The 13,212-nt window shown below is 65.0% G+C and carries 12 protein-coding genes; 9 read left to right on the top strand and 3 right to left on the bottom strand.

Annotated elements, in window-relative coordinates:
* Positions 1-10 precede the first annotated feature (10 nt).
* On the bottom strand, positions 11-961 hold the full coding sequence (locus AC1RJW_RS27745) for a 2-hydroxyacid dehydrogenase (protein ID WP_493047762.1): 951 nt from the start codon (positions 959-961) through the stop codon (positions 11-13).
* A 127-nt stretch (positions 962-1,088) separates the two neighbouring features.
* On the bottom strand, positions 1,089-1,760 hold the full coding sequence (locus tag AC1RJW_RS27750) for a hypothetical protein (protein WP_493047764.1): 672 nt from the start codon (positions 1,758-1,760) through the stop codon (positions 1,089-1,091).
* A 232-nt stretch (positions 1,761-1,992) separates the two neighbouring features.
* On the opposite strand from AC1RJW_RS27750, the gene AC1RJW_RS27755 reads away from it, so the two are divergent.
* From AC1RJW_RS27755 to AC1RJW_RS27795, 9 genes are all read left to right on the top strand, one after another.
* Positions 1,993-4,182, top strand: a complete 2,190-nt coding sequence (locus AC1RJW_RS27755; RefSeq protein WP_493047765.1) for a TonB-dependent receptor — start codon at positions 1,993-1,995, stop codon at positions 4,180-4,182.
* A gap of 69 nt (positions 4,183-4,251) precedes the next feature.
* Positions 4,252-5,133, top strand: coding sequence for a hypothetical protein (locus AC1RJW_RS27760; protein WP_493047766.1), 882 nt, complete (start codon positions 4,252-4,254; stop codon positions 5,131-5,133).
* 68 nt (positions 5,134-5,201) lie between these two features.
* Positions 5,202-6,359, top strand: a complete 1,158-nt coding sequence (locus tag AC1RJW_RS27765; RefSeq protein WP_493047767.1) for a sensor histidine kinase — start codon at positions 5,202-5,204, stop codon at positions 6,357-6,359.
* A 129-nt stretch (positions 6,360-6,488) separates the two neighbouring features.
* Positions 6,489-7,943, top strand: coding sequence for a circularly permuted type 2 ATP-grasp protein (locus AC1RJW_RS27770; protein WP_493047768.1), 1,455 nt, complete (start codon positions 6,489-6,491; stop codon positions 7,941-7,943).
* A complete protein-coding gene (locus tag AC1RJW_RS27775; RefSeq protein ID WP_493047769.1) occupies positions 7,937-8,881 on the top strand; it encodes an alpha-E domain-containing protein in 945 nt (314 codons plus the stop codon). The genes AC1RJW_RS27770 and AC1RJW_RS27775 overlap by 7 nt, the downstream gene beginning before the upstream one ends.
* Complete coding sequence (locus AC1RJW_RS27780) at positions 8,881-9,690, top strand: transglutaminase family protein (protein WP_493047770.1); 810 nt, start codon at positions 8,881-8,883, stop codon at positions 9,688-9,690. The genes AC1RJW_RS27775 and AC1RJW_RS27780 overlap by 1 nt, the downstream gene beginning before the upstream one ends.
* Before the next feature lie 91 nt (positions 9,691-9,781).
* Positions 9,782-10,660, top strand: coding sequence for a proteasome-type protease (locus AC1RJW_RS27785; RefSeq protein WP_493047771.1), 879 nt, complete (start codon positions 9,782-9,784; stop codon positions 10,658-10,660).
* A gap of 108 nt (positions 10,661-10,768) precedes the next feature.
* On the top strand, positions 10,769-12,136 hold the full coding sequence (locus AC1RJW_RS27790) for an alpha/beta hydrolase (protein WP_493047772.1): 1,368 nt from the start codon (positions 10,769-10,771) through the stop codon (positions 12,134-12,136).
* 102 nt (positions 12,137-12,238) lie between these two features.
* Entirely contained in the window at positions 12,239-12,664 is a 426-nt protein-coding gene (locus tag AC1RJW_RS27795; RefSeq protein WP_070218730.1) for a Fur family transcriptional regulator, read from the top strand.
* A gap of 14 nt (positions 12,665-12,678) precedes the next feature.
* On the opposite strand, the gene AC1RJW_RS27800 is transcribed toward AC1RJW_RS27795, so the two are convergent.
* Positions 12,679-13,197, bottom strand: coding sequence for a GNAT family N-acetyltransferase (locus AC1RJW_RS27800; protein WP_493047773.1), 519 nt, complete (start codon positions 13,195-13,197; stop codon positions 12,679-12,681).
* Positions 13,198-13,212: the final 15 nt, after the last annotated feature.

Raw genomic sequence — 13,212 nt, forward strand, 5'->3', positions numbered from 1 at the left:
CGGCGCGGCGTCAGGGCACGGGCGTGCGCAGCGGCAAGCCGGCGAAGTGCGCGGCCAGGTTATCGACGACCAATTGCCCCATCGCATGGCGCGTTTCCACGGTCAGGCTGCCCACGTGGGGCGTGAGCACCACGTTCGGCAAGGCGCGCAGGGCATTTGGTACGCGCGGTTCGTCCGCGAACACGTCGAGGCCGGCCGCGCCCAGGTGGCCATCCTGCAAGGCGGCGATCAGGGCGTCTTCGTCGATCAGGGCGCCACGCGCGATGTTGATCAGGGTGCCTTGCGGACCGAGCGCGTCGAGCACCTTGCGGTCGATGATCCTGCGCGTGGCCGGCGTGCCCGGCGCGCAGACGATCAGGACATCGCTTTCCTGCGCCAGGGCCAGCAAGGACTCCGCGCGCGGCACCTGGCTGCCGGCAATGGCGCGCGGCTGGAAATAGCGCACCTGGATGCCGAAGGCGGCCAGGCGCAGCGCGATGGCTTGCCCGATCTGGCCGAAGCCGAAGATGCCGGCCGTCTTGCCGCGCAGGCTCGATGCGGGGGCGATGGCCTCGCGGCGCTCCCAGCCGCCATCGCGCACGAAACGGTCGAGTGCCACGACATGCCGCGCGCTGGCCAGCAGCAAGGCCAGCGCCATGTCGGCCACGTCATCGGTCAGCACGTTCGGCGTGGTGGTAACGGCAATGCCGCGCGCGCGGGCCTGGTCGAGCGCCACGCCGTCGAGGCCCACGCCATTCACGGCGACGATTTCCAAAGCGGGCAGCAAGGCCATGTCGGCGGCGTTCAAGCCCAGCGCGCCCGTCGTGACGACGGCGCGGATGCCGGGTGCGCGTTCGGCCAGCCAGGCGTGGCGTTCGTCCGCCGGCACTTGCCAGGCGTGGTGACACGTGTATTGCTGTTCCAGCTGCGCGTTGACGGCAGCCGAGGGACTGGGGGCGAGGATGAGGAGTTCGGGTGGCATGGGCGTCCTGGGTCGTGTCGACATAAGGAAATGGGAAACAAACGCAGACGCAACTTAGCATATTTGACGCCCGGCCGGGGGTGACTGCCCGCAATGGCCGGGCAAACCATGGCTTCGGTGGGGGAATTTAGCCCGGGCAAGGCACGCGCTTGACCTTGCCGCCCGTCCTGGCCGGGTCGGCGCCGGAACCAGGATTGTCGGCCATGCCGTAGCACGTGGCGCCGCCGGCGCTGACGACGCGCGTGGCGGGCCGCCCGTCGGCCGTCAGGTATTCCTCCACGCGGATGACGGGGCCGCCGCGCCAGGCGGAGGCGACCAGCTTCTGGAAGCTGCTTTCGCTTTTCAGGTCGGCCGCGGCCAGCCAAGGTTTGTCTTGTTTCAGTTCGCCGCGCAAGGCCTTGTCGGCGGCGCCCGCCGCCAGCCGGGCGCGCGTGCGCAAGTCGGCGCCGGCCGGCGCAGTGGCGGGTGCGGCAGGCAATTCCTCGGCGGGCACGCCGATGCTTTCCGCCGCCACGGCCGGTGGCGCGAAGATAGCGGGCGGCACGCTGGCCCGCGCGCGCGGCATGGGTGCCGGCATGGGCAGCGGCAAGGCCATCGGCGGCATTTGCGGCGGCGGCCGGGGCGGCAGCAGGGTCATGAAGGCCACTTCCGTGTATTGCTTGAGCTGCCGCGCCGGCAGCAGGAGGAAATACAGGCCCAGCGCGTGCATGGCCAGGATCAGCGCGACGGCCGCGCCTTTCAGGCTCAGACCCCGCCGCATGCGCAGGGAAGCGGACTGTAGATGGCGGTGCAATGGCATGCGGTTTCCTGTGGGCGCCGGGCGCGATGGCCCATTCTAGCGAAACTTGACCATAGGCATTAATAAATCCACAAGGTACCGCCTGGCGCGCCTTTTCTGGCCGGATTCCAGTGCCTGGCCCGAAAAGTGTTGTACAAATGGCGGCTGTTTCATCGCTTTCTCACGCTTTCTCACGCGCGGCGCCGCGCTGGAATATAATGATAATCATTCTCATTAATATCCGAACAACACCATGCGCACCTTCCGCCTCGCCCCTACTCCCTTCGCCCTGGCCGCCTTCCTGCTGGCCAGCGCCGCCGCCCACGCCCAAACCGTCACCACCGCACCGGCCGGCGACGCGCCAAGCATGCCGACCGTGGTCGTGAATGCCTCGGCCGACGCCTCGGCGGAAGGTTTATCGAAGGCGTATGCGGGCGGCCAGGTGGCGCGCGGCGGACGCCTGGGCTTGCTGGGCAACGTGGACATGATGGCCACGCCGTTCAATAGCCTCAACTACACGCAGACGCTGATCCAGGACCAGCAGGCGCAAGGCGTGGGCGACGTGCTGCAAAACGATCCGGGCGTGCGCGTCACGCGCGGTTTCGGCAATTTCCAGGAAATGTACATGATCCGCGGCTTCCCCGTGAATTCGGACGACCTCGCGTACAACGGCCTGTACGGCCTGCTGCCGCGCCAGTTCGTCGCTTCCGAGCTGCTCGAACGCGTGGAAGTGTTCCGTGGCGCGAATACCTTCATCAATGGCGCGGCGCCGGGCGGCGGCGGCATCGGCGGCGCCATCAACCTGCTGCCCAAGCGGGCGCCGAATGCGCCGCTGACGCAGGTGACGGTGGGCGTGGAAAGCGGCGGCCAGGCGTACGTGGCCACCGATATCGCGCGCCGCTTCGGCCCCGACAACAATACGGGCATCCGCATCAATGCGGCACGCCGCGACGGCGATACGGCCGTCGACCGTGAAAAGCGCGAACTGAGCGTCTTTTCCATCGGCGCCGACTACCGCGGCCGCGGCTTCCGTTTGTCGGCCGATGCAGGCTACCAGGACCACAAGCTGACGGCGCCGCGCCCCAGCGTGAACGTGGCTGCCGGGCTGGCGATCCCGGCCGCGCCGGACGCCAGCCGCAATTTCGCCCAGGACTGGACGCATTCGAACGAACGCGACACCTTCGGCACCCTGCGCGGCGAATACGATATCGCCACCGATGTGGTGGCCTGGGCCGCGCTGGGCGCGCGCAGCGGCAACGAATCGAACGTGCTGGCCGTGCCCACGGTCGCCAGCGCGGATGGCAGCGGCACGGCTTATCGTTTCGACAATGAACGCCGCGACACGGTGCGCACGGGCGAGATCGGCGTGCGCGGCAAGGCCGTCACGGGCAGCGTCAGCCACAGCCTGAGCGCCACGGCGTCGAGCTTCTGGTCGCAATCGCGCAACGCCTACGGCATGAGCGGCAACTTCAACGCCAGCATTGACGCGCCGTTCAATGCCGTGCCGCCGGCCGCCACCCTGTACGTTGGCGGCAAGCTGGACAATCCGCTGGTAACGTCGCGCAGCATCCTGTCCAGCTTTGCCGTGGCCGACACCATGGGCTTCGCCAACGACAGCGTGCTGCTGACCGTGGGCCTGCGCCGCCAGACCATCAAGGACGACAGCTACGACTACGACACGGGCAGGCAGACGGCTCCCGGCTACAGCGAAAGCACCACCACGCCGCTGGCCGGCCTCGTGTACCGCCCCAGCAAGGAACTGTCCGTGTATGCCAACTATATAGAAGGCTTGCAGAAAGGCGCCGTGGCGGGCGGCTTCGGCGTGACGAACAATATCGGCCAGGTCTTCGCGCCGTACAAGTCGAAACAGAAGGAACTCGGCGTCAAATATGACGGCGGCCGCATCGGCATGAGCGCCGCCCTGTTCACCACCAGGCAGCCGCTGGCCTACGTGGACAACGGCACCTTCGGCGTGTTTGGCGAACAGCGCAACCGTGGCCTGGAATTGTCCGTCTTCGGCAGCCCCGCGCGCGGCTTGCGCCTGCTGGGCGGCCTGACCTTCCTCGATGCGGAACAGGTGAATGTGCAAAACCAGGCGAACAACGGCAAGGACGCCATCGGCGTGCCCCGCAGGCAGCTCAATGCGGGCGTGGAGTGGGATGTGCCGGGCGTGCACGGCCTGGCGCTGACGGGCCGCGCCCTGTACACCTCGACCCAGTATCTCGATGCGGCCAACCGGCAGCAGCTGCCGTCGTGGACGCGCCTGGACCTGGGCGCCCGCTATACGGCCAGCATCGCCGAACGCGCCGTGACCTTGCGCGCGCGCCTGGACAACGTGACGGACAAGAACTACTGGGCCTCGGCCGGCGGCGCTTCCAACGCCGGCTATCTGGTGCTGGGCGCGCCGCGCACCGTCGTCGTCTCCGCCTCGGTCGACTTCTAAGGGTCCGGCAGGGGCGCCGCGCCGCGTGCGCCCCTGTGCAATCGCCTGCGCTTGGGCGACAATGCGCGCATGACACTGCGCCCCGCCCTCCTCTCCCTGTTGCTCTTCGCCACCGCCGGCAGCGCCCTTGCGCAAAAGCAAGCCGCCTGCCCCTACGCCGCCTGGAAAAGCGGTTTCAAGGGCGATGCGCGGGCGCAAGCCACGTGTCTGTTGCGTCCCGTGACACTGTATGCGCGCCTGGGCGACAGCGCGCCGCTGCCGGACTTTCTTGCCGCCCACGTCGGCCAGCGCACGGACCTCGCCCCGGCCCGGCTGCGCGCCTGGCTGGCGCAGCAATCGATCAGCGAAGCGGACGCGGGCGGTGCCGTCGATGCCCCGCTGTCGCGCGCCGTGGGCCGGCTGGCCGCGCCCATGGCCCGCTATTTCGTCATCCACGACACCAGCTACCCGAATTTCTTGTTAGAAACTATTCCCGGCCACATCAACGACGCCAGCTGGGATTTCAACGATTTCACTATACGTAACCCCGCGCTGGGCGCCGGTCCGAAGGGCCACGTCTACGTGAACCGTCTCGGCGATTCCCTGGCCGTGCGCGACTTTGGCACGGCCGGCTATGCCAGCAAGCTGGAAAAGGACAAGCCGTCGCTGACCGGGCTGTTCCTGCACGTGGAACTGGTGCAGCCGCGCCGCTCCGTGCCCGGCGGCGGCAAGGGCAACGACGGCCTGGCGCCCGATCCCGGCTTTACGCCCGCGCAATACGAGCGCCTGGCCCTGCTGTACATCGCCGCCAGCGTGCGCAAGGGCACGTGGCTGATTCCCGCCTTCCACGCCGTGCTCGATACGGGCTTTGCGAACGGTCATGACGACCCGCAGAACTTTTCCCTGGCCGAGTGGTCAGCCTCGCTTTCCCGCCTGTATGCGGCCTTGCGGCAAGCCGATACTGGACAATAAAGCGTTTCCCTGACGGCGGATTCGGCGCATACTATTATGAGCATAGTCATTCCTGTCAGGGAGTTCAGGTGAATATTGCCACGGATCATCAGGCGGATCGCCAGGCGGGCGCGCGCCATCCACTGCAGCGCGCGCAGCGCATCTTCGCCATGCGCGACGCCGTCCTCAGCGCCTGGGAACAGCGCGTGCGCACCAGCGTGCGCGGCGCCGACCAGTTGCTCACGCCCATACTCATCAATACCTTGCCGGCCTTTTTCGACAACCTGGCCGAGGCCCTTACCCCGGGCCACCCGCGCGAGAATGCCACCAGCAACAGCAACGTGCCCGCCGTACATGGCAATGAACGGGCGCGCATGACCAATTACGGGCCGGAACAGGTGATCCAGGAATACCAGATCTTCCGCGACTGCTTTGCCGAAGTCGCGCATGAGTCCGGCATCACCCTGCGCAGCAAGGACTGGCAAGTGATCAACGAATCGATCGACTCGGGCATCCGCGAATCGATACGCGAATTTACCAGCATGCACGAAAGCTTCCGGCGCCGCATGGCGGCCGGCCTGTCGCACGATATGCGCAATCCCCTGGCCGTCATCAGCACCAGCGCCCAGCTGCTGCTCAGGCCGGCGGACCCGGAACGGGTGGTATTGCTGGCGCGCAAGATTGCCGAGCACAGCAAGCGGCTCGACAGCATGATCGAGGAATTGCTCGATGGCCTCAGCTATCATCAGGGGCAGCAGTTGCCGCTGGTACTGAGCCAGTTCGACGTACTGCCGCTGGTGCACGCCGTGGCCAGCCAGGTCAACCTGCAGCGGCCCGACAAATGCCAGGTCAGCGGGCAATCCGTCGTCGGCTGGTGGTGCGAGAATTCGCTGCGCCGCGCGCTGGAAAACCTGCTCGGCAATGCCATCAAGTACGGCGACGACGCGCCCATCAGCGTGCACGTGGAAGCGGTGCACGAACGCCTGATCCTCACCGTCCACAATAGCGGACGACCCATCGCGCCGGAACAGGCGGAACGCATCTTCGACTACCTGCGCCGCGAGAACAACTGCCCCGCGCCAGGCTGGGGCATCGGCCTGCCCTTCGTGCAGAGCGTGGCCGAAAGCCATGGCGGCAGCATCGCCGTCGACAGCGCGGCCGAAACGGGCACCAGCTTCATCTTCGACGTGCCCGTCGATTGCCGTCCCTTCGTCCCGCCCGCAGACTTCCCCAAGAGTGACAGCTAGCGCACCAAAGCGGTGCGAATGACGGTTTTTCGCCACAAAAGTGGTCATTTTTTACATACTTTCGGGTGTGCGGCATTGGCACGCTTCCTGCTGAGCTATAGTCAGACACGGCTCAAGGGAAATCACAACATGGCAAATTTTTTCAATGAAATGACTGCAGATGAAGTGGGTACGGACAGCAAGGTACGTGAACACTATCGTGAATTCAACAACTGGCTGGAACAGCAATCGCCCGAGACCATCGCCCGCAAGCGGGCCGAAGCCGACCTGACCTTCCGCCGCGTCGGCATCACGTTTGCCGTCTACGGCGATGATGCCGGCACGGAACGCCTGATTCCGTTCGACACCATCCCCCGCATCATCCCCGCCGCCGAATGGGCGCAGATGCAGACGGGCCTGGTGCAGCGCGTGCAAGCCTTGAACATGTTTATCCATGATATTTATCATGAGCAAAACATCATCAAGGCGGGCATCATTCCCGCCGAGCAAATCTACAAGAATGCCCAGTACCGCCCGGAAATGCAGGGCATTGCCGTCGCCTCCGACATCTATGCGCACATCGCCGGCGTCGACATCGTGCGCGCGGGCCAGGGCGAATTCTATGTACTGGAAGACAATTTAAGGGTGCCATCCGGCGTGTCCTACATGCTGGAGGACCGCAAGATGATGATGCGGCTGTTTCCGGAACTGTTCGCGCGCAACCGCATCGCCCCCGTCGACCATTACCCGGACATGCTGCTCGACAACCTGCGTTCCGTCGCGCCCATGGGCATCGATGACCCCACTGTCGTCGTCATGACGCCCGGCATGTACAACTCCGCCTACTTCGAGCACGCATTCCTGGCCCAGCAGATGGGCGTGGAACTGGTGGAAGGCAAGGATCTGTTTGTCAACGACAACTCTGTTTACATGCGCACCACGCGGGGACCGAAGAGAGTCGACGTCATCTACCGCAGGGTCGACGACGATTTCCTCGACCCGCTGGCCTTCCGCTCGGATTCCTCGCTGGGGGTGCCGGGCCTGCTGTCCGTGTATCGCGCGGGACGGGTCACCCTGGCGAACGCCATCGGCACGGGCGTGGCCGACGACAAGTCGATCTACCCGTTCGTGCCCGACATGATCAAATTCTACCTGTCGCAGGAGCCGATCCTCAACAACGTGCCCACGTACCAGTGCCGCAAGGCGGCCGACCTGTCCTACGTGCTGGCGAACTTGCCGAAACTGGTGGTCAAGGAAGTGCATGGCGCGGGCGGCTACGGCATGCTGGTGGGGCCGGCGTCTAGCCTGGCGCAGATCGAGGATTTCCGCCAGCGCCTGCTGGCCAATCCGGGCGGCTACATCGCCCAGCCGACCCTGGCCCTGTCCGCCTGCCCCACGTATGTCGAGGCCGGCATCGCGCCCCGTCACATCGACCTGCGTCCGTTCGTGCTGTCCGGCAAGACGATTTCCATGGTGCCGGGCGGCCTGACCCGCGTCGCGCTGGGCGAAGGCTCGCTGGTGGTCAATTCATCGCAAGGGGGCGGCACCAAGGATACCTGGGTACTGGAAGCCACATCCGCCTTTGCAGGAGAAAAAACATGCTGAGCCGCACTGCCGATCATTTGTTCTGGATGGCCCGCTACACGGAGCGGGCGGAAAACACGGCGCGCATGCTCGACGTCAACATGCAGACGTCCATGCTGCCCCAGTCCGAGCAGGACGCGGAACAAGGCTGGCGCGCCACCCTGGGTATTTCCGAGCTGCAAAGCGCGTACGACCACAAATATGGCCGCTTCCATACGCGCGACGTGCTCGACTTCATGGTGCGCGACCCGAACAACCCCTCGTCCATCCTCGCCTGCCTGACGGGCGCGCGCGAAAACGCCCGCGCCGTGCGGGGGACCTTGACGACGGAAGTGTGGGAAATCCAGAACGCCACCTGGCTCGACATGCAGAAGCGCCTGAAAAGCAATCTGCTGGAAACGGACCCCAGCGCCTTCTTCGAATGGGTGAAATACCGCTCGCACCTGTCGCGCGGCGTCACTTTAGGCACCATGCTCAAGGACGAAGCCATCCACTTCATCCGCCTGGGCACCTTCCTGGAGCGGGCCGACAACACGGCGCGCATCCTCGACGTGAAGTTCCACGGCGCGCGCGACACGTCGAAAGACATCACACAGCGCGACTTTTACTACTGGGCGGCCCTGCTGCGCTCCGTTTCCGGCTTCGAAATCTACCGCAAGGTGTACCGCGACGTCATCACCCCGGCCAGGGTGGCGGAATTGCTGATGCTGCGCGGCGACATGCCCAGGTCGCTTTTGGCCTGCATGGATGACGTGGTGGAAAATCTGAAGCATATCCGCAACGACGTGTCGGCCGATACGGAGCGTTTTGCGGGCAAATTGCATGCGGAACTGAAATTCGGCCATATTGACGACATCATGAAGGCGGGCCTGCACGTGACCCTGACGGAGTTTCTGGAAAACATCTATGAGCTGGGCAACCGGGTCAGCCGCGACTTCCTCGTTCCCTTGGCGGCCTGATGCAGCTCACCATCCGCCACGAAACCCACTACGCCTACAGTGCGCCGCTGGCCTACACCATCCAGCAGCTGCACCTGACGCCGCGTATCGAGCCGCAGCAGCGGGCCCTGTCCTGGCAAATCAGCACGCCGGGCCAGTGCCACGCCTATACGGATGCCTACGGCAATCTGTCGCACATGCTGACGATTAACGGCAGCCATCAGTCGCTGAGCCTGGTCGCGCATGGCGTGGTGGAAACCATCTACCCGCACAAGGGACGGCTGAACCTGGTCGACACCCTGTCGCCGCTGTTGTTTACCATGCCGACGCCGCTGACGCAGGCCAATCCCGCCATCGTGGAACTGACGGCCGCCAGCCTGCCGGACCGCCGCGTGACGGCCGGCACGGGCCATCTGCTGCGCCTGGCCGAGCACATCGTCGGCCAGGTGGCGTATGAAAGCGGCGCCACCATGGTCACCACCACGGCCGGCGACGCGCTGGCCCTGGGGCGCGGCGTGTGCCAGGACCATGCGCACCTGTTCCTCGCCTGCTGCCATGCCTGGGGCATCCCGGCCCGCTATGTGTCCGGCTATATCGATCCGGGCACGACGGGCCACGCGGCCAGCCATGCCTGGGTCGACGCCTGGACGGAAGACACGGATTTCGCGGGCTGGGTCAGCATCGACGTCACGCATGCGCGGCTGATGACGGATGCGTATTGCCGCCTGGCCATCGGACGCGACTACGATTCGGCCGCGCCCGTGCGGGGCGTGCGCCAGGGCGGTGGCACGGAAACCCTGCACGTGGACGTGCAGATCGTGCCCGTGTAAATGGGCAGGAATGAGGCTGGCCGGGGCTTGCGGCGGATAGCCTGGCCCCGGCTGGTGTAGAATGCTCCCCCTTTTGATTTGATTTACGACAATGACTTATTGCATAGGCATGCGCCTGAACGAAGGCCTGGTCTTCCTGTCCGACTCCCGCACCAACGCCGGCGTGGACCAGGTGGGCACCTTCCGCAAGATGAGCGTATTCGAGAACCCGGGCGACCGCATGCTGGTCCTGATGACGGCCGGAAACTTATCGATCTCGCAAGCGATCCGCCAGATCGTCTCCGAACACGTCGATGCGGACGGACGCAGCATCTGGAACGTGGCCAGCATGTACGATGCGGCGCGCATCGTGGGCGAAGCCGTGCGCACCGTGCACCTGCGCGAAGCGAAGGCCCTGGCCGACTGCGGCATCGATTTCAACGTCAGCATCATCCTGGGCGGCCAGATAGGCGCCGAGCGCTGCCGGCTGTTCCAGGTGTATTCGGCTGGCAATTTCATCGAATCGCACGATGAAAACACGTATTTCCAGATCGGCGAAGCCAAATACGGCAAGCCCATCATCGACCGCGTCATCAACCCGTTCACGCGCCTGGACGAAGCGGCCAAATGCGCGCTCATTTCCATGGATTCGACCCTGCGTTCGAACATTTCCGTCGGCTTGCCGCTCGATCTGCTCGTCTACGAGACGGGCAGTCTGGCCGTCACGCGCTTCGTCACCATCGATGAAAAGAACCAGTATTTCCGCATGATCCGCGACACCTGGGGCGAGCAATTGAAACATGTGTTCGAAGGCATCGTCGATCCCGTGTGGAATGCGGCGCCGGAAACCACGACGAACGTGCTGTCGTCAAGCAACATGAATAGCAAGCCCGTGCGCGTGGCCATCCCCGAGCACGTGAGCCGCGGCGGCCTGACGGTAGCGCCCCTGCAATCCTTGGCGCAGCAGTTCAGCGACGACAAGCAACATTGATCTGCCGCGCACCGCCTGCGCGCGGTGCTGGACAAGTCGCTTTCCGCGTGCTTTTATGGCAATATGGGTTGACATTTAATTCATATTGATCAGAGAGGCAGGTAGCGCATGGACTTGATCACTTCCGCCGTCGTCGCGGCCATCGGACATGGCGCGCCCGGCCACGCGCCGGAAGCCGTCGCCAGCCATTACCAGCGCCTGAAGCTGGCCATCGCCAAGTTCGACGGCGCCGCCGCCATCCTGGCCGCCATCGCCGCGCTGGAGGCCGAGCCTGCCAATGCCCAGCTGCAACTGGTCCTGTCGGCCGCCCTGTCCACGGCGAAAGTGCCGGACGACATGGAAACCCTGTTTGCCGCGCAAGGCTTGCTCGATGCGCTGCAGCGCCCGCCGTCACCGTTGCCGGAGGTGGAAACCGCGCCCGCCCCGGCCGACAAAAGCACCGTCGTGTCGAACTATGCCGTGGTGAAAGTGTATTTCGCCACGGACCGCCAGCGCGACGTGGGCAAGCCGCCGGCCCAGCGCTTCAGCGGCGAACGCAGCACAGGAATGAGTAACGGCAATGGCGGCAATGGCGGCGGCGATGGCCCGCTCAGCTATGGCAGCTGCGACATCAGCATCCCCCGCGACCACCGCATGGGCCAGCTGGAATCGCCGTCGCTGTGGCGCCTGGAATTTCGCGACGACCCGGCCAAGCACGTGGTGCTGCTGTCGGCCGAGGTGCAGGACCGCGACAACTACTTTGCGGCATTGAAAACGCAGATCCGCGCCTCGGCCGGCAAGAGCGCCTTTGTCTTCGTGCACGGCTACAACGTGAGTTTCGAGGATGCGGCACGGCGCACGGGACAGATGGCCTACGACCTGGGCTTCGATGGCGCACCCGTGTTCTACAGCTGGCCGTCGCGCGGCGACATCGCCGCCTACACCATCGATGAAAACAATATCGAGTGGAGCACGCCCCACATCACGGCCTTCCTGGCCGACTTTCTCGCCAGCACCGAGGCGGCGCAAGTGTACCTGGTGGGCCACAGCATGGGCAACCGGGGCCTGGCGCGGGCCGTGGCCGGCTTGCTGGCCGCGCAGCCGCAGCTGGCGCAAAAGATCACGGAAATCATCCTCTCCGCGCCCGACATCGACGCCGCCATCTTCAAGCACGATATCGCGCCGCAACTGGCCCACGCGCGCAACCCCGTCACCTTGTATGCCTCGTCGCAAGACCTGGCCCTAGCCGCCTCGAAAGCCGTGCACGGCTACCCGCGCGCGGGCGACAGCGGCGCCGGCATGCTGATCGTGGCGGGCGTGGAAACCATCGACGCCACCGGGGTCGACACGAGCTTCATGAAGCACTCGTACTTTGCGGAAAAGCGCTCGGCCCTGTCCGACATGTTTTATCTGATACGCAACCATGCGCGCGCCGACCAGCGCTTTCTCGACCCCGTCGATACGGTGGCGGGCCGCTATTGGACGTTCAAACCATGACGCCGTTCCATCCAGTGCGGCACGCATGCTAAGATATGGCCCAGAGGGTGGCAAAGGCACGGCGATGACGCCGCCAGCCGATCCCCCGCAAGCAGGCTTATCATGTTGACATCATCTTCTACACCGCACGCCGAATCGCTGATCCGCAACACCAACGCCCGCGTCACCAAGACGCGCGTGAAGGTGCTCGACTTTTTAATGGCGCAAAGCCGTTCGCTGACCCACCATGAAATCCAGCAAGCGCTGTCGCAGGACAGCGATATCGATTCCGTGACCCTGTACCGGGTGCTGGAATGGCTGACGGAAAATGAACTGGTGCACCGCATCGCGGGCGCCGATCAGGTGTGGCGCTTCAGCGCCGGAGCCGGCCATCAGGCGCACGAGCACGCGCACTTCCAGTGCACCAAATGCGCGAACGTCACCTGCTTCAATGAAGTCAAGCTGCCGCCACCCGTGCTCTTGCCGGAAGGCTTCAGCGGCGGCGAAGTCGATTACCTGATCAAGGGCCTCTGCCCGCGCTGCAAGTAATTTTCAAAAAGACATCACTTGAGCAGCAAGGCCAGGTGATGCTCGTCATAAAACAGCTCGCCCACGCGCATCGAGCGCGGTTCCGTGCCATATGCGATAAATCCCAAGGATTCATACAGGCGCAGGGCGGCATTGTTTTCCGCATTCACGCTCAAGTGCACCTGCATGACGGCAGGGTCGCGCTCGGCCAGTTCGATGCAGGCGTTCACCAGACGCCGCGCCACGCCACGGCCCCGCTGCGTCACGTCGACGAACACGCCCCATAGTACGGCCTTGTGCGACAGCTGGCGCAGCGATTCGCGCCGCAAGCCGGCAAAACCCACGAGACGCTCGCCATCGAAGGCGCCAAAACCGCGCTGCAGGGTGCCGCCGGCGATGCGCTGCACATGTTCCTCGGGCGTGCGCGCCAGCTCATCTTCGCGCGACGCTGAAAACGAGCTGGGCGAATCCAGAATGGCGCGCAGGCGCAGCGCGCAAAAGGCGGTGGTGTCGGCTGGCGTGAGCAGGCGGATGACGATATCGGTGGCGGGCATGGGAGGACTCGGCAG

This window comes from Janthinobacterium sp. GW822-FHT07A03, from assembly GCF_058798815.1.

Bases quoted from the DNA above. Each gene is read 5' to 3' on its own strand.
- AC1RJW_RS27760 (WP_493047766.1), top strand. From the start codon at position 4,252: ATGACACTGCGCCCCGCCCTCCTCTCCCTGTTGCTCTTCGCCACCGCC.
- AC1RJW_RS27745 (WP_493047762.1), bottom strand. From the start codon at position 961: ATGCCACCCGAACTCCTCATCCTCGCCCCCAGTCCCTCGGCTGCCGTC.
- AC1RJW_RS27770 (WP_493047768.1), top strand. From the start codon at position 6,489: ATGGCAAATTTTTTCAATGAAATGACTGCAGATGAAGTGGGTACGGAC.
- AC1RJW_RS27785 (WP_493047771.1), top strand. From the start codon at position 9,782: ATGACTTATTGCATAGGCATGCGCCTGAACGAAGGCCTGGTCTTCCTG.
- AC1RJW_RS27755 (WP_493047765.1), top strand. From the start codon at position 1,993: ATGCGCACCTTCCGCCTCGCCCCTACTCCCTTCGCCCTGGCCGCCTTC.
- AC1RJW_RS27775 (WP_493047769.1), top strand. From the start codon at position 7,937: ATGCTGAGCCGCACTGCCGATCATTTGTTCTGGATGGCCCGCTACACG.
- AC1RJW_RS27795 (WP_070218730.1), top strand. From the start codon at position 12,239: ATGTTGACATCATCTTCTACACCGCACGCCGAATCGCTGATCCGCAAC.
- AC1RJW_RS27780 (WP_493047770.1), top strand. From the start codon at position 8,881: ATGCAGCTCACCATCCGCCACGAAACCCACTACGCCTACAGTGCGCCG.
- AC1RJW_RS27750 (WP_493047764.1), bottom strand. From the start codon at position 1,760: ATGCCATTGCACCGCCATCTACAGTCCGCTTCCCTGCGCATGCGGCGG.
- AC1RJW_RS27790 (WP_493047772.1), top strand. From the start codon at position 10,769: ATGGACTTGATCACTTCCGCCGTCGTCGCGGCCATCGGACATGGCGCG.
- AC1RJW_RS27800 (WP_493047773.1), bottom strand. From the start codon at position 13,197: ATGCCCGCCACCGATATCGTCATCCGCCTGCTCACGCCAGCCGACACC.